25 protein-coding genes are annotated in these 22,041 nt (G+C 39.7%); 10 read left to right on the forward strand and 15 right to left on the reverse strand.

Annotation, left to right across the window (positions count from 1 at the left end; all coding sequences use genetic code 11):
* Positions 1-169 precede the first annotated feature (169 nt).
* Complete coding sequence (gene mdh / locus PL11201_RS09530) at positions 170-1,138, forward strand: malate dehydrogenase (protein ID WP_079678360.1); 969 nt, start codon at positions 170-172, stop codon at positions 1,136-1,138.
* A gap of 39 nt (positions 1,139-1,177) precedes the next feature.
* Here mdh and PL11201_RS09535 read toward each other — a convergent pair whose 3' ends face one another.
* Both PL11201_RS09535 and PL11201_RS09540 read right to left on the reverse strand, forming a co-directional pair.
* The gene (locus PL11201_RS09535) at positions 1,178-2,137 is read right to left on the reverse strand and encodes an Npun_F2552 family protein (protein WP_079678361.1); all 960 of its coding nucleotides are present in this window, start codon (positions 2,135-2,137) and stop codon (positions 1,178-1,180) included.
* Positions 2,138-2,170: 33 nt separating this feature from the next.
* Entirely contained in the window at positions 2,171-2,491 is a 321-nt protein-coding gene (locus PL11201_RS09540) for a hypothetical protein (protein WP_079678362.1), read from the reverse strand.
* Between the two features lie 84 nt (positions 2,492-2,575).
* On the opposite strand from PL11201_RS09540, the gene PL11201_RS09545 reads away from it, so the two are divergent.
* Both PL11201_RS09545 and PL11201_RS09550 read left to right on the forward strand, forming a co-directional pair.
* A complete protein-coding gene (locus PL11201_RS09545) occupies positions 2,576-3,253 on the forward strand; it encodes a Uma2 family endonuclease (protein ID WP_079678363.1) in 678 nt (225 codons plus the stop codon).
* Positions 3,254-3,264: 11 nt separating this feature from the next.
* Entirely contained in the window at positions 3,265-4,194 is a 930-nt protein-coding gene (locus PL11201_RS09550) for a 2-hydroxyacid dehydrogenase (RefSeq protein ID WP_079678489.1), read from the forward strand.
* Here PL11201_RS09550 and PL11201_RS09555 read toward each other — a convergent pair.
* The 5 genes from PL11201_RS09555 to PL11201_RS09575 form a co-directional block, all read right to left on the reverse strand.
* Positions 4,169-4,444, reverse strand: a complete 276-nt coding sequence (locus PL11201_RS09555) for a UPF0175 family protein (protein WP_079678364.1) — start codon at positions 4,442-4,444, stop codon at positions 4,169-4,171. The genes PL11201_RS09550 and PL11201_RS09555 overlap by 26 nt on opposite strands.
* A 51-nt stretch (positions 4,445-4,495) precedes the next feature.
* Entirely contained in the window at positions 4,496-4,777 is a 282-nt protein-coding gene (locus PL11201_RS09560; RefSeq protein ID WP_079678365.1) for a BrnA antitoxin family protein, read from the reverse strand.
* Complete coding sequence (locus tag PL11201_RS09565; protein ID WP_079678366.1) at positions 4,761-5,033, reverse strand: BrnT family toxin; 273 nt, start codon at positions 5,031-5,033, stop codon at positions 4,761-4,763. Before PL11201_RS09565 ends, PL11201_RS09560 begins: the two co-directional genes overlap by 17 nt.
* A gap of 147 nt (positions 5,034-5,180) precedes the next feature.
* The gene (locus PL11201_RS09570) at positions 5,181-6,431 is read right to left on the reverse strand and encodes a glycosyltransferase family protein (RefSeq protein WP_079678367.1); all 1,251 of its coding nucleotides are present in this window, start codon (positions 6,429-6,431) and stop codon (positions 5,181-5,183) included.
* 43 nt (positions 6,432-6,474) lie between these two features.
* Positions 6,475-7,260, reverse strand: a complete 786-nt coding sequence (locus PL11201_RS09575) for a TIGR01548 family HAD-type hydrolase (protein WP_079678368.1) — start codon at positions 7,258-7,260, stop codon at positions 6,475-6,477.
* A 173-nt stretch (positions 7,261-7,433) separates the two neighbouring features.
* On the opposite strand from PL11201_RS09575, the gene PL11201_RS09580 reads away from it, so the two are divergent.
* Both PL11201_RS09580 and PL11201_RS09585 read left to right on the forward strand, forming a co-directional pair.
* A complete protein-coding gene (locus PL11201_RS09580; protein ID WP_079678369.1) occupies positions 7,434-7,733 on the forward strand; it encodes a 30S ribosomal protein PSRP-3 in 300 nt (99 codons plus the stop codon).
* A gap of 265 nt (positions 7,734-7,998) precedes the next feature.
* Positions 7,999-8,694: a Mo-dependent nitrogenase C-terminal domain-containing protein gene (locus PL11201_RS09585; protein ID WP_079678370.1), complete on the forward strand. Its 696-nt coding sequence runs from the start codon at positions 7,999-8,001 to the stop codon at positions 8,692-8,694.
* A gap of 79 nt (positions 8,695-8,773) precedes the next feature.
* Here the strand turns inward: PL11201_RS09585 and PL11201_RS09590 are convergent, their stop codons facing one another.
* On the reverse strand, positions 8,774-9,382 hold the full coding sequence (locus PL11201_RS09590; protein ID WP_079678371.1) for a cytochrome b/b6 domain-containing protein: 609 nt from the start codon (positions 9,380-9,382) through the stop codon (positions 8,774-8,776).
* 240 nt (positions 9,383-9,622) lie between these two features.
* Between PL11201_RS09590 and PL11201_RS09595 the strand changes: the two genes are divergently transcribed.
* Positions 9,623-10,807, forward strand: a complete 1,185-nt coding sequence (locus tag PL11201_RS09595; RefSeq protein ID WP_079678372.1) for an NAD(P)/FAD-dependent oxidoreductase — start codon at positions 9,623-9,625, stop codon at positions 10,805-10,807.
* Between the two features lie 356 nt (positions 10,808-11,163).
* Positions 11,164-13,071, forward strand: a complete 1,908-nt coding sequence (locus PL11201_RS09600) for a GGDEF domain-containing response regulator (RefSeq protein WP_079678373.1) — start codon at positions 11,164-11,166, stop codon at positions 13,069-13,071.
* 33 nt (positions 13,072-13,104) lie between these two features.
* Here PL11201_RS09600 and hisA read toward each other — a convergent pair whose 3' ends face one another.
* Positions 13,105-13,878, reverse strand: coding sequence for a 1-(5-phosphoribosyl)-5-[(5-phosphoribosylamino)methylideneamino]imidazole-4-carboxamide isomerase (gene hisA / locus PL11201_RS09605; protein WP_079678374.1), 774 nt, complete (start codon positions 13,876-13,878; stop codon positions 13,105-13,107).
* A gap of 142 nt (positions 13,879-14,020) precedes the next feature.
* Here hisA and PL11201_RS09610 point away from each other — a divergent pair, with 142 nt between their 5' ends.
* Positions 14,021-14,578, forward strand: coding sequence for a Uma2 family endonuclease (locus tag PL11201_RS09610; RefSeq protein ID WP_079678375.1), 558 nt, complete (start codon positions 14,021-14,023; stop codon positions 14,576-14,578).
* 13 nt (positions 14,579-14,591) lie between these two features.
* Here PL11201_RS09610 and PL11201_RS09615 read toward each other — a convergent pair whose 3' ends face one another.
* Both PL11201_RS09615 and PL11201_RS09620 read right to left on the reverse strand, forming a co-directional pair.
* Positions 14,592-15,212, reverse strand: a complete 621-nt coding sequence (locus tag PL11201_RS09615; RefSeq protein ID WP_079678376.1) for a Uma2 family endonuclease — start codon at positions 15,210-15,212, stop codon at positions 14,592-14,594.
* A gap of 251 nt (positions 15,213-15,463) precedes the next feature.
* Positions 15,464-16,306 carry a helix-turn-helix transcriptional regulator gene (locus tag PL11201_RS09620; RefSeq protein ID WP_079678377.1) on the reverse strand — a complete coding sequence of 281 codons (843 nt, stop codon included), beginning with the start codon at positions 16,304-16,306 and terminating at the stop codon, positions 15,464-15,466.
* A gap of 91 nt (positions 16,307-16,397) precedes the next feature.
* Between PL11201_RS09620 and cas7d the strand changes: the two genes are divergently transcribed.
* Positions 16,398-17,099, forward strand: coding sequence for a type I-D CRISPR-associated protein Cas7/Csc2 (gene cas7d, locus PL11201_RS27490; RefSeq protein ID WP_339394355.1), 702 nt, complete (start codon positions 16,398-16,400; stop codon positions 17,097-17,099).
* A gap of 121 nt (positions 17,100-17,220) precedes the next feature.
* On the opposite strand, the gene hemH is transcribed toward cas7d, so the two are convergent.
* Positions 17,221-18,384, reverse strand: a complete 1,164-nt coding sequence (hemH, locus tag PL11201_RS09630; protein WP_079678379.1) for a ferrochelatase — start codon at positions 18,382-18,384, stop codon at positions 17,221-17,223.
* Positions 18,385-18,481: 97 nt separating this feature from the next.
* Here hemH and PL11201_RS09635 point away from each other — a divergent pair, with 97 nt between their 5' ends.
* Positions 18,482-19,108 carry a class I SAM-dependent methyltransferase gene (locus tag PL11201_RS09635; RefSeq protein WP_079678380.1) on the forward strand — a complete coding sequence of 209 codons (627 nt, stop codon included), beginning with the start codon at positions 18,482-18,484 and terminating at the stop codon, positions 19,106-19,108.
* A gap of 137 nt (positions 19,109-19,245) precedes the next feature.
* On the opposite strand, the gene PL11201_RS09640 is transcribed toward PL11201_RS09635, so the two are convergent.
* The 3 genes from PL11201_RS09640 to PL11201_RS09650 all read right to left on the reverse strand — a co-directional run bounded on the left by PL11201_RS09640 (position 19,246) and on the right by PL11201_RS09650 (position 21,777).
* A complete protein-coding gene (locus tag PL11201_RS09640) occupies positions 19,246-19,530 on the reverse strand; it encodes a GIY-YIG nuclease family protein (protein ID WP_079678381.1) in 285 nt (94 codons plus the stop codon).
* Positions 19,531-19,850: 320 nt separating this feature from the next.
* A complete protein-coding gene (locus tag PL11201_RS09645) occupies positions 19,851-21,065 on the reverse strand; it encodes an acetate kinase (RefSeq protein WP_079678490.1) in 1,215 nt (404 codons plus the stop codon).
* Between the two features lie 73 nt (positions 21,066-21,138).
* Positions 21,139-21,777: a histidine phosphatase family protein gene (locus PL11201_RS09650; protein WP_079678382.1), complete on the reverse strand. Its 639-nt coding sequence runs from the start codon at positions 21,775-21,777 to the stop codon at positions 21,139-21,141.
* Between the last annotated feature and the right edge of the window lie 264 nt (positions 21,778-22,041).

The raw sequence follows: 22,041 nt of genomic DNA on the forward strand, positions 1-22,041 counted from the left end.
AGGACTTACGCAAATTTGGGGATGTAACCCTAGATGTAGGGGTAATTCATGAATTACCCCTACTATTGATAGCGATGATGCGTAAGTCCTGGCAGATTAACACAGATTAAAATCCGTGAAATCCGTGAAATCCTCTTAAATCCGTGATCCCCATTACCCATCACCTATTATGTTAACGACTCCATTCTTTCCTCCATCTTGTCATTCTACTAAGGTTTCTATTATTGGTGCGGGGAAAGTGGGAAGTACCCTCGCCCAGCGTATTATTGAACAAAATATTGCTAATGTTGTTTTATTAGATGTTTTAGAAGGAGTACCCCAAGGAATTGCTTTAGATTTAATGCAGGCGGGTTCGGTGGAAGGTCATGATCGACAAATAACTGGTACAAATGATTATGCCGATACTGCTAATTCAGATATTATTGTCATAACTGCTGGAAAGCCTCGAATTCCGGGGATGAAGCGGGATGATTTAATTAGTATTAATGCCAAAATTGTTGTTGATGCGGCTCAAAAATCGATTCAATATTCCCCCGATGCCGTATTTATTATTGTGACAAATCCCTTAGATATTATGACCTATATTGCTTGGCAGGCAACCCAAATTGAACCCCATCGGGTGATGGGGATGGCGGGGGTTTTAGATTCATCAAGGTTTCAAGCCTTTATCGGCATGGAATTAGGAATGTCTATGGCGAATATTCATGCTACCGTATTAGGAAGTCATGGGGATTTAATGGTTCCTTTACCCCGTTATACAACGGTTAATGGGATTCCGATTACAGAATTAATTGATCAAAAAACGATTGATAAAATTGTCGAACGTACCCGTCAAGGTGGAGGGGAAATTGTACAGTTATTAAAGACAGGAGGAGCCTATTTTGCCCCAGCTTCTTCGATTAGAATTATGGTGGAATCTATTTTACGTCAACAATCGAGACTACTACCCACCTGTTCTTATTTACAGGGGGAATATGGCTTAAAAGATATTTTTCTGGGGGTTCCCGCCTGGTTAGGTTGTCGGGGAGTAGAACGGATTTTAGAACTCGATTTAACGGAATCTGAACGTCAGGCTTTGATGGAATGTAGCCTATCAGTTAGAGCCGGAATTAATCAAGCCCTAGAACTGTTAAAATAAACCCGAAATACTGATAAAGAATTTGTTAAAATCCTCCTGCTAACGGTTCGTATAGGTTTCCATCGGTTCCTTGATCCAACGAATATAAAAGTGTCGAAAACTAGACTTTAAAACCCGAGGTAAACCAAAATCAATGGGAACTAAAGCGGCAGGTAATTTCCAGTCGGAAACTTGCAATTCTTTAGGGGTTAATAAAGGATAATTAATCTCCGTTAATTCGGGACATAATCCTAAGCGTTGAGCCGCCATAATAGTCGGAACCCAAGTCGGATCAACCTGAAGTAGATCAACAATAGTTCTATCTAAAGCAAATACCTGATCCGCCGCGGCTAAAATCCCTAATTCCTTGGGTTCTCCATTACTCGGGCCGTTGCCTTCATGACCGATAATGGCATCTAAAATCGTTAAATTGGGATCAATTGTTCGAGCAGTTTCTACTAACATTTCCCCAAACCGATCCACATCTTTTCCGGCTTCTAAATGCCACCAGGCTTTCATTTTTCCGGGGACACAACCAAAAAGATTTTTAACTCCCATGGTTAGGGTTAATTGAACATGGGATTTTAATTTGGGTAAATTAATCACCACGTCAGCTTCCATGGCTTCCTTACTTAACCGTAAATGATCGAACCCTTCCCCAACGGTTTCATAGCGTTTTCCTTTAAATTCAACGATCGGTAAATTCAAGGATTCAATTAAGGGTAAATAACCATTTTTCCGGGCAACACCCAGGGCACTCCCAAAGGCGGGACTATCTCCTAAAAAGGGTTTTCCTCCCGCCTGAATGACCAGTTTAGCCACGGCTGCGACCAATTCCGGGCGAGTCACACATTCTTTGGTTGGACGACTTCCCGTTAATAAATTGGGTTTGAGTAAAACGCGATCGCCGGGTTTCACAAAAGCGGTCATTCCTCCCATGGGTGCGAGTAAAGTTTCCAGGGATTTTTCTAATACTTGAGGGTTATAAGAATCAGTCCGAATTAAAGACACAGTTGACATAAATCACCGAATTTTAGGGATTATTTAATAACTTTATTCAGTCATTTTTAGACGACCGACCGCACCCCGATGGAGAGCAGTTACCCGTTGAGAATTGAAGAAAGTTCCCTGTCCTTGTAACTCGGGTACTGGCGGTTTTAACTCCAATTTTTCCACCTTAGCCATATTAACCATCACGGTTTGATCAACTAGGTGAAAGGTTAACCAAGCTTGATGTAAAAGTTCGGGGAGTTGCTGGACTAATTCCCCCGGGGGAATTGGAACGTTAAAAGCCTCCTCATGACCATCATCATAATAGAAAGTGATTTGCGTTGTCGTTGTGCTGTTGAATTCTGCAAAAGACCCTTTGGGCATAAGTCAACTTCTCCTAAAATGGGACAATTTAGCAAAATAATTAAACGTTGATTATCCCATTTTAGATCATTTTGGTCTATATTGATGTACCAAGATCAGATACAATCACATAAATTATTCTATAGTTTTCCCGTTGCGACAATGTATAAATCTCCCCATCCTGGTAATATCCTCCTTGAAAATATCTCCTGGCAGGATTTAGAAACTATTCTGTTTAAACGGCAAAAAAATGGCGAGACTCTATTAGCTTATGATCATGGAACTTTAGAATTGATTACTCCTTCACTGGAACATCAGGAGTATCGAGAAATTTTAGAAGAATTTATGATTGCTTTATTGGATTTACAAAACATTAATTATCGTTGTTTGGGTTCGGCTTTATGGCAACGACAGGATTTACAAATTAGTTTAGAAGTGGATAGTTGTTTTTATATTCAAAACCTATCTGCGATTGAAAAAAAATCAACCATTAGTTTACCTGAAAATCCTCCCCCGGATTTGGTTTTAGAAATTGATTTAACCCAAAAATCTCTCCCCAGACGTTCAATTTATGCTCGTTTAGGTATTCCTGAAGTTTGGCGTTGTGATCAAAACAAACTGAAAATTTATCAGCTACAAGGTGGAGATTATCAACAAACACCTAGAAGTTTAGTTTTTCCTGAAATAGCATTAGAAAATCTACCACAACTGATTAAAAACAATATTAAATCGGGTAGAATTTCTGTTCGGCGTGAGTTTCAAAAATGGTTAATCACTATTTAGAGGATGAAAAAATGACTCTCTTATTATTAGGGGAATTTGAAGATACTCAATCTTGGATTTCGGCAATTCAAACCTATCAACCCGATCTAAAAATTGAAGTTTACCCCGAGGTTAAAAATCCAGCAAAAATTGACGCGGTTTTAGTCTGGATGCACCCCTTGGGAGTTATTGAACAATTCCCTAATTTAAAGGTAATTATCTCAACGGGTGCGGGGGTAGATCATATTTTACGAGATCCGAATTTACCCACTGATATTCCCATTGTCCGGTTAATAGATGAATCTTTAACCTCCCAAATGTCGGAATATATTCTATCCGCAATTTTACAGTTTCATCGTCAATTTAGGGAGTATAAAATTCAACAAAATCAACAATTATGGCGGGGGTTATCCCCTAGAAATACGGCTAATTGTACCGTCGGAATTTTGGGGTTAGGGGTTTTGGGTTCAGATATTGCTCAAAAATTAAATTTATTGGGGTTTTCGGTGCGCGGTTGGAGTCGGACACCTAAAGTTTTAGATCATATTAATTGTTTTTTCGGAGAAGCGCAATTTCAGCTATTTTTAAGGGGATGTGAGGTTTTAGTTTGTTTATTACCTTTAACACCGGAAACCGCAGGAATTTTAAATCAAAATACCTTTGCTGCTTTATCCCAAGGCGCTTATTTAATTAATGTGGCGAGGGGGAAACATTTAGTTGAGGAAGACCTATTAACGGCGTTAACCTCCGGTCAACTATCCGGTGCTTGTTTAGATGTATTTAAAATCGAACCTTTACCCGAAAATCATCCTTTTTGGACACATCCCCAAATTATTATAACTCCTCATATTGCGGCGAAAACAATTCCCACTTGTGTCGTGCCTCAGATTATTACAGCTATTCAAAATAGTCAGGAGGGATTAATATTAAATAATACTATTGATCTATCCAAAGGATATTAACTTTTTGGGATGTTTTTTCATCAGTTTGTTCTAAATCATTTTCAGTATAAGGTAAATAAGCTTTTTCTTGCTTAAGAAATTCGTAGGTTTCCCAACGAGAAGAAAATTTGAGTATTCGTCTTACTTCAGAAGCACCAATTTGACCCTGACGGTAATAATCGGCGGTGATTAGTTCCAAAATACGCCGAGAAATATTAACAGACTGTAATTTTTCTGCTATTTCATCAGGGAGTTCAAGGGTGATTTGCATGGTGATTTTTGGGTTATAGTTTTGTAATCTACTCTATTGATTAACTAATTCTCAAAAAATTGTTTCGGTTTCTGCTGATGTTAAAGTTACAGCCCGCAGTTCTTCTTTAAAAATCCGGCGTAGTGTATCTTCATCTAAGGGAAGTTTGGCTTGATCAAGATATTGTCGTAACGCTTGATTGATCATTGTTTGATAACCTTTCCCTTCAGCGTCTCCTGTTTGTCTAAACGCTTCTAAGATATCATTATCAATATAGATAGTAATGCGAGTTTTACCTTCTTGTGGGACGATTGCACCCCGTTTAGCCTGATCAAAATCATATTCCGGTTTCATATTCACGTCTCTCCTTAGGAGTAGCAGGACGGGCAGAAATTAAGCGAATGTTATCACCTCGATAGGTATAGACTACTACTAGCAACCGCCAAAGGTGATCCATCCCCATAACAATAAATCGCTGTTCACCTTGTGCTGATTGATCTTCAAAAGAAAGTGCATAAGGATCGAACAACACAGCCTCAGCATCAGAAAAACTGATCCCGTGTTTTTGTAAATTGCTTTTAGCTTTTTCAGGATTCCATTCAACTTGCATACATATATTATATGTATTCGTGAGAATTTTGTGAAGTTTTCATAAAGTTTTCTAAGTAGGTAGGTTGAATACGGTGTTAATGTTTATTTTACGCAAAGCCAGGTTATTGAATGATTTGTAAAGATCTGGGTAAAATAAAACATCGTTCTAGGTTGTGATTTTTAAGCATTCCTTAATCACAATATTTGCTAATTTTTGGGCTGCTCCGGGGTTTCCTCTAACTTGTTGTAAACGCTGACGCATGGCTTCCAATTGTTCGGGATGGTCTAAATAATTTAAGACTAAATTTCCGATATCTTCCGGTTGAAGTTCTCCCACTAATTCGGGAACAATTTCCTGTTTCGCCCAAATATTTGGCCAGGCAAAAAGTTTACCCTGTTTTAAGACTAATCTATTAATAAGTTTAGCAAAAAGAGTACCCAAGCCCGGTAAATTGGCTAACATTCCCGGTATACCATCCCAAGACCGCATGGCATCTAATTGTTGAGTTGGTAATAACACAATCATCGGTATAGCTAACGCCCCTAATTGAGCGGTATTTGCTCCGACTGTCGTTAAACAAATCTGACATTTTGAGAGTAAATCATAAGCAGGGAATTGGGTATAAAGTTCGATTTTAACCCCATTTTGAGTTTCTAAATAAGCCGGATTTCCTAAGTGTAGTTTTCCTGAAATGCCTCCAAATTGTGCTATGATAGGATTAGATTTCGGATCGGCAAATTTGGCTAAGGTTTGTAAATCTAAGGTAGGAGCAACGGGAATAACGAATCTAAGTTGAAGACGTTTTTGATGTAAATATTCAGATATTGCTAAGGTTAATGCCATGCCTTGGGCTAATTTCATAGCTTTGGAACCGGGTAATAATCCAATCATAATATCATCGGCAACCATAGCAGAGGAACTCGATACCGTTACATCCGCCATTAAATCTCCGATCACTTCTAACTTAGCTTGATAGGGTTGGGGAATATTATCTAAAATATTCGGTTTCATCACCCCAAACCGATCAATATAACGCCACCAGCGCGCCTCCCATTCCGCATAAATAACGCTGCGATATCCCAATCTTTTACTAATTATTAAAGTAAAAAATTGATCTCCTCCTAAAAATAAAACCACTCCTTGTTTGTACCAGTCCCACTGTTCGGCGGTTTTTCCCCATAATAAAAATTGCCAAAAATATTCTGCTCCTTGAACTCGATCAATTTCCGGGTAAGCACGAGCAATATTAACTTCGTTTCCGGTAGCATTAGGACAAGGAGATAATATTAGGGAAATTCTTACCTGAAACGGTTGATTTTGTAGCTGTTGGCGTAATGCTTGAACGACGGGAAGTACCCAAGTTGTGATTTCACCGGGGCCATTAGAAAGGATGAGAATATCAATGGCGTTTTCCATATTAAATAATTAAATAAGATTGCGCTTAAGCGCAACAACGGGATTATTTATAAGGTATTAATTCCTTAATTCTTGTTGGAGTTAGGGCTTCTAAATCACTTAATACGATCGTTGCTCCGGCGGTTTCTAGGTTATTTTGATAGGCTTGACGACGTTCTGGAGCAGCCTGTTGAATATGGGGCGGAAGCACTCCCACACCGATCCAAAGGCGATCGGGTTGGAGTTGTTTGGCTTTTGTTATTGTGTGTAAATCGGCTACCGTATCCCCAACATAAAATACTGGAGTTTGTCGATTTTCTGCGGTTTCCAATTCGGCGATCGCTTCAAAAAGTCCCGTCGGGTCAGGTTTTCCAGGGACATCTTCCATCGCCCTTAATACGGGAACACCTAAATTGAGTTTACCCTGCAAAACATAGAGGGCTTCATCCCGCATTGCTCCGCTAAAAAACCCCCAGGAAATATTATTTTCCGTCAAGTCTTGAAAGTATTTAGGGGTGCACAGTAGCGGCTCAGAGGTAATATAACCCGTCCATTCATCGGGATTTGGGCCACGATAGCGGGACTGGAAAAAATCAATCAACTGTTGATAGGGGAGGGAAATCTGGGAGCGGGTTTGTCCCTGGGCTTCCCAGTAACGATAGACTAACTCTTGGGAGGCTTCCCAATCATTATTCCAAATGCCTTCGGATTTGAGATCATCAATATCGGTGAGACTGGGACGGTAGGAACCGGTAAACTGTTCTACGGTATCTGCGATCGCCCGTCGATAGGAACCCCCGACATCCCGAATGACGCCATCAATATCAAAAACAACAATAGCCGTTTTCATCCTGTTGACCTGGAACTTATGCCATGCTCCAGGCTACACCCCAAAGCTACACCGACGCAAATCTTGATAAAAAGTCATTCCGTTAACAGGTTATGGAAGATTCGGGGAAAGATCTGATACCATAGAGGATTGTAATATTTTTTTTGAGCCTGGGATAGACAGCGGAGGTGTAATTGTCAAGGTTTGTATTAAAAGTTCTGTGGCTAGATGAGAATGTAGCCCTGGCGGTGGATCAAGTGGTGGGTAAGGGGACAAGTCCTTTAACCTCCTACTTTTTCTGGCCCCGCAACGATGCTTGGGAACAACTGAAAACGGAAATGGAGTCCAAACATTGGATTTCTGAACCGGATCAAGTTGAATTGCTGAATAAAGCAACCGAAGTGATCAATTATTGGCAAGAAGAAGGCAGAAATCGCCCCATAAGCGAAGCTCAATCCAAATTTCCTGAAGTTATCTTCACAGGTAGTAGCTGATCCCTTCACCTTGAGAAATTGTTTGATTGTGTGAAATTTCCAACGCCGTTGCATTCGCTATGGCGTTGGTTTTGCTTGGGGGGAGTTGTTAAATAACTTCCGGTTGAGGTTAGGATAAGAGTAAGCAGAAAAGCTTAGTCTTTTTGTTTGGCCGACAGCCCCAATACAAAACAAAATAGCTGAGTATGTTAAGAATGAATGTATCAGGTCGGACAGGTTTTCGACCAATCTACATTCAAGTGGAGATTTTGCCAAAAGGAAAATTATGACTACCACATCCCGAATTCCATACACTACAGAACAAAGTCTGGCGTGGATGCGTGGACTTTTAACCCTGGCTTGGGCGGATGGCAATTTTGATGAGGAAGAACATCAGTTAATTGATGCGTTAACCCATGATGAATTAGTTGCTGTGACTGATGTTGATAGTTTAGAGCCCATTTCACCCGAGGAGTTGGGGGCTGTTTTAGGAACTAATCCTAAACTGGCAGAAAACTTCCTAAGAACGGCTGTAATGGTGGCCTTAGCCGATGGAATTTACTCCATTTGTGAGGATGATTTATTACATCAATTTTGTCAAGCATTAAACCTCAAAATTGAGGCCTTAGATACATTGCGAAAAACCTTACAAGATTTGTCTCAAATTCAATCGGGGGAGTCACCCCAGGTCTGTATTGATCGCAACTCCCATGACGATCATTCTCTCGATGTTCTCTCCCCGGTTAAACATTGGTTAGATGAGTTGGAAATTCATGATTCTAAAGTTGCTCATGCTGTCTGTAAATTGATTCCCCCTCAGTGCCCTTTTGAACGAGATTTGATCATATTTGGACGCAAAATTGTTCATATTCCCCCGATGTGTAAACTGAATCCTTTATACGAACAATTTACCGGATTACGTTTCCGTGCACTGTGTTATTTGGCTGATGAATGTCACGAAGATATATCTAAATATTGTTAGGAAACGGGATCACGGATTTAAAAGGATGACGCAGATTAACACAGATGAAAATCCGTGAAATCCTCTTAAATCCGTGATCCTATTTATTGAAAACCCGATAAAACCAATTTCTAACATTCCCAAACCAGAGTTTAGGATGATCCTGGGGTTGATAATGGGTATTAAACATAGAAATAATTAGGGGCACACCTCCGACTTTAATTGCCATTAAAATATGAATCATAATTGAAAATAAAATCATCACCCAAGCTATCAAATGCACAAAATACCATAGGTGATTAAATTCTCCATTCGGAAGCCAATCTTCTTGTTGAAACTTTCCTGAAATCACTGATAATGCTACCGCAATTAAAGCTAAAGTATTACTGATTCTAAGTAGGGTATACCACCAAGCAGGTTTATTGATTTTAGTTAATGTTTGCAGAGTATTTCCTTGAATTAACTTTTTTCTTTGGGCTATTAAACTATAAACTACAAAAACAAAATAAACAAACAACAAGAAAAATCCAAAGGTTCCATGAATATCAATTAACCTGCGCTTTTCTTCGGTTAATCCTAAGCCACCAAAACGCCGATCGTAACTATCATAAACCAAAAATCCAGTCAAGAAAGCACCCAGAACCAAAAAAGCATTTAAAGCATGGGAAACTCTCAGAAATAAAGGTTGATAGGGTTGTGTTTTAGACATTGTAAAACTCTTATTTAGGTTTATTGTTAAGAAATTATGAATCAATTATGAATCATAACTCTTACCATTTGAGTGTTAAAACTGATTTTATTATAAACAGTTTTACTTTAAAATTTCAAATATAAAATAATTAATCTGATTCAACCCTATAGGAATTTTAAATAAATTGTATAGAATCAGCATTGATTGTATACTAGATTGGGAGTCTACTAAAAATTTTACAGCTATCAAGAAAATTCCATGAACACTTATGATTGGATTGTAGTTGGGGCTGGAATTACAGGTTCTGCACTCAGTTATGAATTAGCTAAAAAAGGATTTAAGGTACTTTTATTAGATCCAAATCCTATGTTAAACAATGCAACTCGCTATAGCTACGGCGGTTTAGCCTATTGGTCAGGAACAACGGAACTCACCCGAACCTTATGCGAGGAAGGCAAAAAATATCACCAAACTTTATCCCAAGAATTAGGGGTAAATACGGAGTTAAGAGAATTAGACTTAATCTTACCCTATAATCGCGCTATTGATCCAGCAATTCTGGCTCAAAACTATCGCAATTTTGCCACACCCCCTGAGTTAATCACCATTCAAGAAGCCTGTGAATTAGAACCCCTATTAAATCCTAATGGTATCGGTGGTGCCTTTACCGTTCGTCATGGTCAAATTTCCCCAGAACATCTGAATACTGGATATCTTCAAACCTTTAAAAAGTTAGGGGGAACCCAAATTATCGATCAAGTTTTAAAGATTAATCCCCTTAAAAATCAAGCCGTTAATATCATCACAAGTTTAGGAAAATATCAAGCTGAAAATGTGGCAATTTGTGCGGGGGGATTCACCCGTCAGCTATTCAAAAATGTCGGGATTTCTGTTCCGATTTATTTCACCCATACCGAAATTTTAGAAACCCCACCCGTGGATTTAAAATTACAAACCATTGTCATGTCTGCGACCATGGAACGTTTCCAACTCGAAGCCAAAGCCACCCAACCCGAATTAGAACCTTTATGGGAACAACCCGGTCATGAATTAACCCCATTTATGGTCGATAAAAGTGCCGCCGGGTTACTCGATGGTCGGATCAGAATCGGTCAACCTTCTCGGGCTTTAAGCGATGTTAATGCGACGGTAAACCTCGCTGAAAGTGAAGCCTTAATTCGTCAGGAAATCGCTACAATTTTACCCGCCTTAGCTAATTTACCCGCAATTTGCTATCATTGTTTAGTAGCCTTTAGTTCCGATAGTCTACCCTTAATTGGTACGGTGGCAAATTTTGATCGAATCTTTATGTTTTCAGGGTTTAGTAATCCATTGGTGTTTATTCCCCCGTTAGCTAAACGATTCGCAAACTTGATCACAGGACAACCCGATTCCATCATCACACAATTGTCCCCCGGGCGTTTGATCTCAAACACCCGCTAACGGCTAAAAGTGTGATTCTATGGTGGAGAATTTTTGACAATTCTTGCTTTTATTCTTAGGGTGTGTTAACTAATTAATTAAGATCTGTAAACATGAGTCAACTATCGGATCATTAAAAAACTCGTAATTGCCTTTGATATTGATCCTGTGCATCTATCTGACGGTTTTCTATAGCTACCCCCCCCCTTAAGTCTCACAAGTGACATCGCAACAAAAAGCTTAGAAATCCTTGAGGATCGAAAATTTCATCCTCCACTTTTCATATCAGTGCTGAATTAAAACCTCGTTGAAACTTATATCTTTTTCCAGCAAAATTCCGGCTGAGTTGAAGCATATCCCATAGGAGTATAGTTGTTATGAATACCTCTGTAAAACCCAGGAACAGAATTTTAATTATTGATGATAATTCAATCAATCTTGATTTATTGTCTGAGCTTCTTGATTATGCCGGTTTTGAAGTTTGGACAGCTTTAAATGGACAAACCGGGCTGGAAATAATCAGTCAAAAAATCCCAGATTTGATCCTATTAGATATTATGATCTCGGATTGGGATGGATTTGAGATTTGCGCTTATTTGAAGGCTGATCCAACCTACGCAGAAATCCCGATTATTTTTATCACCGCCTTAAGTGAATCCAAAGAGAAAGTCAAAGGATTAAAATTAGGAGCCGTGGATTATATTACCAAACCCTTTGCTCAAAGTGAAATTATAGCCCGAATTAATCTGCACTTAAAACTTCATACTTTAAATACCCAATTAAAGCATGAAATTCATCAAAAAAAGCAAGTAGAACAAGCGTTATGTCAACTAAATCTGGAACTAGAACAACGTGTAGAAGAACGTACCACTCAACTGCAAAAAACCTTACAGGAATTACAACAAGCCCAGAAAAAACTATTAGATAGAGAACAACAATTACACTACAAAGCCTATCATGATCTCCTTACAGGACTCCCGAATCGGGCTTGGTGTCTTAATCAGCTTCAAACCTTAATTGAACAAACTAAAACTGACTCAAGTTATCGCTATGGGGTCTTATTTTTAGACTTAGATCGCTTCAATGTTGTTAATGATAGTTTGGGTCACTTATTAGGGGATAAACTGTTACAACAGGTAGCTCAAAGGTTAGAATCCCGCTTAACCCCCAACCTGAAAGTTGCCCGTTTAGGTGGCGATGAATTTGTAATTATTGTGGAAAATTTTACCGATAATCAAGAAGTAATAACCATTGCTCAAAATATTTTAGAGGTGTTGAATCCTGTTTTTAAATTGAATCAATACGAAGTCTATATCGGGGGAAGTATTGGAATTACATTTAGCCATTTTGGATATGATTACCCCGAAGATATTTTGCGAGATGCAGATTTAGCGATGTATTCCGCCAAAGCTAATGGCAAAGGCCGTTATCAACTATTAACCAGTGAACTGCAACAAAAAGCCATCTATTGTTTACAGTTAGAAAATGACCTCAGACGGGCGATTCAAAATCAAGAATTTTCTCTCTACTATCAACCGATTCTTTCCCTTCCCACCTCGGGAAAATTAGGGTTTGAAGCCCTAATTCGTTGGCATCATCCCCAAAAAGGAATGATTCCCCCAGATCAATTTATTCCTGTTGCCGAAGAAACGGGATTAATTATTGAGTTAGGATTATGGGTGATCAAAACAGCCTTAAATCAAATTAAAATTTGGCAAGAACAATTCCCTGGTTTTTCAGAAATTGCAATTAATGTTAATGTTTCACCTCAACAATTGATGATCCCTTGTTTCTCTGAACAAGTCCAAAAACTATTATTAGACTTTAAGATTAAAAGTGATCAAATCAAATTTGAGATTACAGAAAGCTCATTGCTGAAAACAGGATCTCATTATATAGAAGTCCTGAGACAGTTAAAAAAATTGGGGATTCAATTTTGTATTGATGATTTTGGCATGGGATATTCTTCTCTAAATCGTCTCCATGAGTTTCCGATTGATACCTTAAAAATTGATCGCTCTTTTATCAATCGTATTGGTTCAAATCAAAAAGAAATTGAGTTAATTAGAACAATTATTACCTTAGCTCATGGATTGGGAATGGATGTGGTAGCTGAAGGGATTGAAACCAAATCTCAACTGAATCAACTCTCCCTATTAGGCTGTGAATGGGGGCAAGGATTTCTATTCTCAAAACCTTTAAATACCATCGATGCCACTCAATATATTGCAGAGTTTTTCCCGTTTCAATGGCAACAAGAACGGGTTAAAGCCTGGCCAGTCTAAACCCGTTCTGTAGAAATATTTCAACCCTAAATCTTAAGCAAAAGTCGAGTTACCGAAATCTGGGGGAACATCTTGCCATCGTCCTTGACCGACGGCTTGAATTGCCTCCTTTAAATTAATATCTCCGGTATAGATCGCCCGTCCGACAATTACGTCCGTGACCCCTAACGGTTCCAGGGATAATAAACTTAATAAATCCGTAATCGAACTGACTCCCCCAGAAGCAATCACGGGAATTGCAACAATATTGGCAATTTCTCGTAACGCCTCCAGATTCGGCCCCGTTAGGGTTCCGTCCCGGTGAATATCCGTATAAATAATAGCAGCCACCCCTAATTGTGCCATTTGTTCGGCTAAATCCGTCGCTAAAACTTCCGAGGTTTCTAGCCATCCCTTCGTGGCAACTTTGCCATTTCTCGCATCAATTCCCACCGCAATATGACCCGGAAATTCTGCACATAATTCCGCGATTAATTTTGGATTTTCAACGGCAACAGTTCCTAAAATTGCCCGTTCCACGCCTAAATTTAAGAGGGTAGCGACGTTATCTCGATTGCGTAATCCTCCCCCGACTTGCACCGGAATTTTAATGGTATTAGCGATCGCTTCAATCACATGATAATTGGTGGGTTGTCCGGTTTTTGCCCCATCTAAATCCACTAAATGTAGACGGGTTGCTCCTTGTTCTACCCAGTCTTGAGCAACCGCAATCGGATCTTCATTAAAAGTTTGAGCTTGGTTATAATCTCCTTGATATAACCGTACACAGCGTCCGTCTAATAAATCAATGGCTGGAATAATATTCATCGGATAGCTTTATGATTGACAGTATCCAGTTTCCCACAGGTTAAAACATAAGGCTACACCAACAAAAGCCATTTGAAGTAGAATAATGAGTTAATTGAAGCGATCGCCAATTGAAGATAACTACTCACCTGCAAGGAAAACTATGATTCAAACAACCATTAAAAATCAACTAACTTTTGAAGAATATCTAATCTATGACGACGACACAGATAACTGCTATGAATTGGAAGATGGAGAATTAATTCTGATGAACCCACCCACATTTCGTCATGCGTTTATCGTTAGCTTTTTAACCGATGTGTTGACCACACAAATTAAACAGCTTAGTTTACCTTGGAAAACATTATCAGGGATTGGAGTTAGAACTTCTGTTAATCGTTCCAGAATTCCTGATCTTTGTGTGATTAACCGAGAGAAAATCTCCAATTTTGATCAATCTGCGGTGATCGAATCCGCTATCATAGCCGTAGAAATTGTAAGTCCTGAATCTCGAACCCGAGATTATCGGTTTAAGCGTTCGGAGTATGGTGTGGTCGGTATTTCTGAATATTGGATTGTTGATCCCACCGAGCAAAAAATAACTATTTTAACCTTAGTGGAGGGATTCTATGAACAGATAGAATTTAGAGGAAATGAAAGAATTGTCTCTCAGATATTCCCAGAATTAGTGTTAACGGTGGAACAGATATTGGAAGCTTGATTAGTTTTTATTTTCATTGTCTTGCCCAATTTCTGATCGCCCGCCGTACTGCCAGCTTCCCATCAAGACGATATTGCTCAATTATAGTTGGAATTTCTTGCACCCGCAGTATCGGAAATACCGAACTTGTTTCTACTTCTCTATAGGTTTCCTGTTGGAGTTGGTAAATTTTTAATTCGCCGGAATCATAACACCAAATTTCCGGTATTCCCAAGCGAGCATAAATCGGAAAGCGATTTAAAGATTTATGGGTCATATCAATTTCTAAGGCTAAGTCTGGAGGGGGATCTTGATTCAAATTAAGCTCTAATCTGCCCCGAATTTTAGCTTCATTCTGAAAATAAAAGCAGTTGTCAGGTTCTATTCCGGCTAACCGTGCTTCCCGTTTCCAAGTTGTTGAACCATAACTTTCATAATTGATGTTTAGTTCTTCGGCAATATCTTGAATAGAAATTCCGATTGCTTCTTTATAATATTCGTGTTCGGGTAAGGGGGTCATAATTTCAAAAGTTCCGTTATCATAGGCAATTCTAGTGGCGCGAGTTTGTCCTAAATCAATCAGGAGATTTTCAAATTGCTGCCAACTAATATTGTATAAAACAACGCGATCTGCACGATGTTCAGTGAGTTGCATAGGTTTTTTTAAGCAAGTTATGAAAACTATAATTGTAGTATAACCCCGTAGTAAGCCCTTCAGGGCTTTCTTCCATTCCCAAAATTATTGTTAACACTAGAATATCCCTATTTCCGAACAAAAAAAATCCGAAAAATTCTGGCACTGGGATATTCTTCTATCCCCGTATCAGTGGAAGACCCCATTTCCACACCGGAACTAATATAAAAGTAAGACGGGTGAAAGGAATCTCGCTTCTACCCGTCTAATTGCTAATCGTATTGTTGACAGATGGCTTGCGCTTCTTGCTTGAGGCGATCGCGCACACTTTCGGGGGCAACAATTTCACACAGGGAGCGATAGGCCAAAATCTCGCGGATCAGCCAAAAGGTGTTCGACACCTGACGCACCACAATCAGGATATCACCCTCTCGTTTTTTGCTGAGGTCGTCCCGTTTGGATTCGTAGCTATTCGCCAGTTCTCCCTTGAAGTGCAAGTACACTTCGATAAAATCTAAATCGTCTCGCCATGTCCCCTCCCCGGGGAGGATATTCAGATCCGTAATCCGATCCAGACGCAAAGAACGGTTATGAGCTAATTCGGGTAAATCCCGGTTGCCCTCGGTTTCCTCGCTCCAAATCTCCAAATAGAGGCGTTTTTCCCTGGGCCAAATTTTGGCATAACGGACGGTATACATCCAATCTCGCTGTTGGGCATCTCGGTAGAGGAGGCGAAAGGGTTGGCGACGGGCAATTTGCTGATCGAGTAACACCCGCCAAGCCGGGAGGGAGTGACTGATCTGTTGGACAAAGGACTGACGCAGGGGGGAAGCCAGATTTCCCCGTTCCAGGAGCAGGGCCATTAATGCTTGGGCTTCGCTAATGTAACCGGAATCAATTAGAGCTTTCGTCCCTTGCTCCAAAGATTGTACTTGCACTGAACTGAGGGTAAAGCGATCGCCGACTTCCAATTCTGAACGGGCGATCGCCACTAACAAGCCCGATATACTAGGGCGATCGCCCCATAGAATCTGAAATTTAGCTGCGATCGCCTCTAATTGCTCCTTCGTTCCTGGGGGAATAGACAGTGTAATGGTTTCTTTTTTCCGAGCCATTTTAATTTTTATACTTGCACATTGAATAAGCCTGTGCCATAATCGGTCTATTAACAACTATAAACGACCCGTCACCATTCTAGGGGGAATCGTGAAAATTACCCTACTTCCTTTATATTCTCAGCAAAACACCGATGCCCAGGGCTGTCCCTTGGGATGCCGGGGTGAATGCAAAGTCGAACAGCAGGCCCCGAACTTTGGTAAAAATCCAGAGGTTCCCTGTCTTTTGTCCGTACACCAGGTGGAAACCTGCGCCCAAGTGCTTGATGGCCCCGCAGAGATTATTTTTAACACCTCAGCCACCGGAGATGGCAAGTCCCTGGCGGCTTACTTAGCAGGGCGTTTTCATTTTCCAAAATGCGATCGCTATCTTCAAAAAAAATCATCAAGTGAAGGGTTTATTTATGTGTTAGGAAACTTGTTAAGAACGCGGCGTTATGGCGCACAGGAATCGCGCACAGGAACCATGACTAATCATCTAGTGGGACTGGTGTTTTGTGATGGGGAAATTTTCAGCAATCTGCATTTTACCCAGGCAATTTATGATCAGTTAAAGCCAGATATTAATGCTCCGATTAGTGATATTTTGACCAAGGCGACGCAAGTGGCTGATACCTTACTTCAGGGGGAACCTGTGCGAAAAAGTCAAGTAATTTTGCGTCCTCAATTGGATGAGTTATTAACAGAAGTCAGTGCAATTTATCAGGATGAAACGCGCTTGCGGGAAACTTTGACGACTCTCTATCAACAGACGAAAAGTTATGCCGAAACCTATGGTGCTTTTAGGTTGTAAACTATTAATACGTTTCAATTAAAATAATCCCGCTTGCGGGACTGAAATTCTTAAACTAAGGCGGTTGTCAAAGATGAACTATCAACCGCCAACCCACAACAGCCAAACGCCCAAACCCCTATTACAGCAACCCAATGAAATGTAAGGGGCCTTGTCCGGTAATAATTTCTAATAATATGCCGATCATTCCTAACATAGCTAATCGACCATTCCAAACTTCGGCGGTGGTGGTGAGTCCCCATTCCCAACGTTCTTGAGGATACATCTTGGTTTTTTTGCCCGGATGTGCCACATCGGAGAACTTAATATTAGGAGCATCTAAGGCTTCTATTACCATTTCTGCTAAATCATTAATAAATATGGGATGGGTATTTAATGCCGGAACTCGATGGAATTTTTCAATCCCAGCTTCTTCAGCCAGTTCTCGATATTCCATATCAATTTCTTCTAAAGTTTCGATATGTTCCGATACAAAACTAATGGGAACTACGACTAATTCCTTAACCCCTTCTTTGGCAAGTTCCAGAATAGCTTCCTCGGTATAAGGTTGTAACCATTCCACCGGGCCAACTCGACTTTGATAGGCGAGAACATGGGGGTTAGGACGGTTTAAAGTCTGCATAATGGCCGCCGTGCAGCCTTCTATTTCATCCCGATAAGGATCTCCAGCTTCCTCGACATAACTCACCGGAACACCATGGGCGCTAAAGAAAATGGGTACCTGTTCGGGTTGTTCACAATGTGCAATTTCCTGCCCAATTAATTCAGTCATGGCTTGTAAATAACCCGGACGACTATACCAAGAGGGAATCACTGTATAATCAATTTTTTGTAAACTGGGATCTTGTTGCCAAAGTTTTTCTAAAACTCGAAAACTAGAACCACTGGTACTAATTGAAAATTGTGGATATAAAGGTAAAATAACTAACTGTTCAATTTGATCCCGTTTGATTTTGGTGACCGCTTCTTCGGTAAAGGGGTTCCAATAGCGCATCCCCACATACACCCGGATATCGTGACCTTTTTCCTGTAAAGACCCTTGTAAGGCAATGGCTTGTTCTTCTGTAATTCGCCGCAGGGGAGAACCGCCTCCGATCGCCTTATAATTTTCTTGGGACTTCTGATAGCGCAGAGTCGAAATTATCCAAGCCAGAGGTTTTTGCATCCAAGCAAAGGGCAAACGGATAATTTCTGGGTCTGAAAATAGATTGTACAAAAAGGGGCGAACATCTTGCAGTTGCTCTGGCCCGCCCAGATTTAGCAGTAAGACTCCGACTCGTCCCATAGCGGATACTTCCTATCCTAAGATTTGTTAACTGTTTTAATAATATATTGTCCTTGTGGGTTAGTCGATCTTTTAATTCATAAAAATTGTTCTCAATATGGCAACTATCCTCAGAAGTCTAAGTTACCGCTATCAATGGCTCTATGATACCATTTCCCGACTGGCAGCCTTGAGTGTGGGCGGTGAGCGTCGGTTTCGGGAGTTAGCCTTGACGGGTTTAACCCTGACACCGGAAACCAAAATTCTGGACTTGTGCTGTGGAAGTGGACAAGCAACATCGGTGTTAGTTGAGTATTCCCAGAATGTGACGGGGTTGGATGCCTCTCCGTTGTCCCTCAAACGAGCCCAAAATAATGTTCCTCAAGCGCAATATGTTGAAGGGTTTGCGGAAAATATGCCCTTTACAGATCACAGCTTTGATCTCGTTCATACCAGCGCTGCGTTACATGAAATGAACCCGGAACAGTTGCAACAAATTCTCAATGAGGTTTACCGGGTACTTAAACCGGGGGGAATTTTTACCCTGGTTGATTTCCATTCCCCCACTAATCCAATATTTTGGCCCGGGGTAGCCATGTTTCTTTGGTTATTTGAAACCGAAACAGCTTGGCAATTGTTGGAAACAGATATGGTTCAATTGCTATCACAAATTGGCTTTAATGTCAATCCCCCTAAACTTTATGCGGGAGGAAGTTTACAAGTTATTCATGGGGTTAAACCCTAATAGAAACCTGGTTTGTTGAACATAGATTTTATCTTGTTAGGAAAGATAAACCTTCATCTTTTTTTGAGAATGTCATGCTTTGAGAATATCATGCTTTGAGAATGTCATTCCCGCGAAGGCGGGAATCCAAAACAGGATCATAATTTTTCATACAGATCCTCCCAAGTTGGATTCATATTTTCAATCAGGGTAATTTTCCACTCTCTACGCCATTTCTTAAGTTGTTTTTCTCTAGCAATAGCAGTTTCTATACTTTCAGTTTGTTCATAATAAACTAGTCTATGGACTTTGTATTTCTTGGTAAAGCCTTCAATGAAGTCATTCTTATGTTCATAAATTCGCCGGATTAAATCGTTGGTTACACCTATATAAAGTGTACCGTTTCTTTTACTGGCAAGTATATAAATAAAGTAGTTTTTCATGGGTGTTTGTGGATTCCCGCCTTCGCGGGAATGACAGGATATTGGATAGTTGGGAATTGCAGGAGATTGGATAGTTGGGAATTGCAGGAGATTGGATAGTTGGGAATGACGGGAGCTTGTTATCAAATATTATGTGATTTATTATGTCATTCCCGCGTAGGCGGGAATCCATCTGCATTTTGAGCGATCACGATAATTGGATTAGATTATCTCCTTATTTAATCAGCAATAAAAAATAGCAATTTTCAGGGAATTTAGGACATAAACCGATGCTCAAACCCATCGGTTAAAATCTTTTATTCCCTGTGGATTGTAGCCTACTATAAATTAAAAATATGCCAACATTCACTGGCGATCGCCCAATCTTCTTCTGTATGAACTACTAATACTTTCACTTGTGAATCAGGGGTTGAAATCTCTTGATCTACCGGGTGAGAGGCATTTTTTTCTAAGTCTAATTTTAAGCCTAAAAACTCCCATCCTTGACAAACAACTTCTCGAACTTTTTCGGCGTGTTCTCCGACTCCGGCGGTAAAAACTAACGCATCTAAACCGCCTAAACTGGCTAACATTTGCCCAATTCCCATTTTTAAGTGATGAATATACATCTCAAAAGCAAGTTTTGCTTGAGCATTTCCTGCGTTGATTTCGGTTAAAATATATCTCAGATCTCCCGACTTCCCAATAATACCTTTTAACCCCGATTCTTTGTTTAAAATTTGATTAATTTGATCAATATCATATTGATATTTTCCCTGTAAATATAATACAATAGATGGATCAATTGAACCGCTTCGGGTTCCCATCATTAATCCTTCTAGGGGGGTAAATCCCATGGTGGTATTAATACTAATCCCATCTTGAATCGCGGCTAAGGAACATCCATTACCTAAATGACAGGTAATTAATTTTAAGAATTCTAAGGGTTTTCCCAGGATTTTTGCCGTTTGTTTAGCGCAATATTTATGGCTAGTTCCATGAAATCCATAACGTTTGATTCCCTCTTGAAAATATTGATAAGGAATGGGGTAAATCGTAGCATAATCGGGCATTTTTCGATGAAATGCCGTATCAAAAACCGCTACTTGGGGAACATTTCCTAATAGGGTTTCTACGACTTCAATTCCTTCTAAATGGGCGGGGTTATGACTGGGGGCGAGGGGAATTAAGGCTCGAATTGTTGACTTTACTTTTTGATCAATAAATGTTGCTTCTGAATACTCTGAACCTCCATGCACAACTCGATGACCAACTATTGTAATTTCGGAAAGATTATTTAAAACTTTTGTTTCTCCAGTAATTAGGGTATTAAACATTTGGGCGATCGCCTCTGGTTTAGATTTTAAATCTAAGGAATATTCTTGTTTCCCCCCTAGAGTTTTGACGGTCATTAAACCCAATTCTGTTGAAGCTGTCCAATCAATATTTGCTTCCCAAATCGGGTGTAACGGATAGTCGGGTAATGCTGATTCTTTAATTTCATACAGACAACTTTTTTGAGAACTTGAACCCGCATTTAATACTAAGATTTTCATAGGATAAGTTAAGTAAAATTTTGATTGTAATTTAACCTTTTTTGTCATTAGATTAATCCTTTAAATCCCTATTTTAAGTCCCAACAGAAGACCGTAAAGTTTTATCTAAATGACAACGATCCGCTAAAGTATGTAATAACGGCCCGCGATCAGATAATTCTACTACACTAACGGCTCCTGTCGGCATAGCAAGGCGATCGCGGAATCTGCCAATATCAATTCCCAATAATTCACATAACATAATTCTAATCGTGGCTTTATGAGATACAACTAGAATATTACCCGATGGATAACGTTCTTCAATTTCTTGAATGACCTGGGAAGAACGGCGAGCAATATCAATTCCTTTTTCTCCTCCCGTCGGTGCATTCCAACCCGGATCAGTTAACCAGCGAACATAATCATCATGGTAATTTTCATTAACGGTTTGGGGAAGTTTTCCTTCCCATTCTCCATAGGCAATTTCTTTTAAACCCTCTCGAAATTGCATTTCTAAACCCACCGCATCAGCTAAGGGCTTTGCTGTAGTAATCGTTCGTTTCATTGGACTGACAAAGGCTGCCGTCCAAGATAAATTATGATAAGATTGGGCAAATTGCTCCGCCATTTTTAAGCCATTTTCGGTTAATTCGGGATCTAAATTTCCACAATAACCGCCTTGTTGACTATAGGTGGTTTCTCCGTGTCGTAAAAAATACAATGTAATAGTCATAATTTTGATATGATTACTGGCTTAATATATCAGATGATCAAAGAATCCTTAACCTTTCCAGCTTAAATGTTAATCTTTTGTTAACATTTAAGCTGCGATCAAATCTTAAAAAAATAGTAAGAATAAAAATAGGCTCTCTCTAAACTCAAAAACCCGTGCTATCATTTAAAGCAATTTTGACCTAATGGTATCAATCAAACCGCAAATCGCCGTTTAACAATATCTTATGGTCTCAATTTTTAAACAACGAAAACCCTTTATAAC

The organism is Planktothrix sp. PCC 11201 (genome assembly GCF_900009135.1).
Classification (GTDB): Bacteria; Cyanobacteriota; Cyanobacteriia; order Cyanobacteriales; family Microcoleaceae; genus Planktothrix.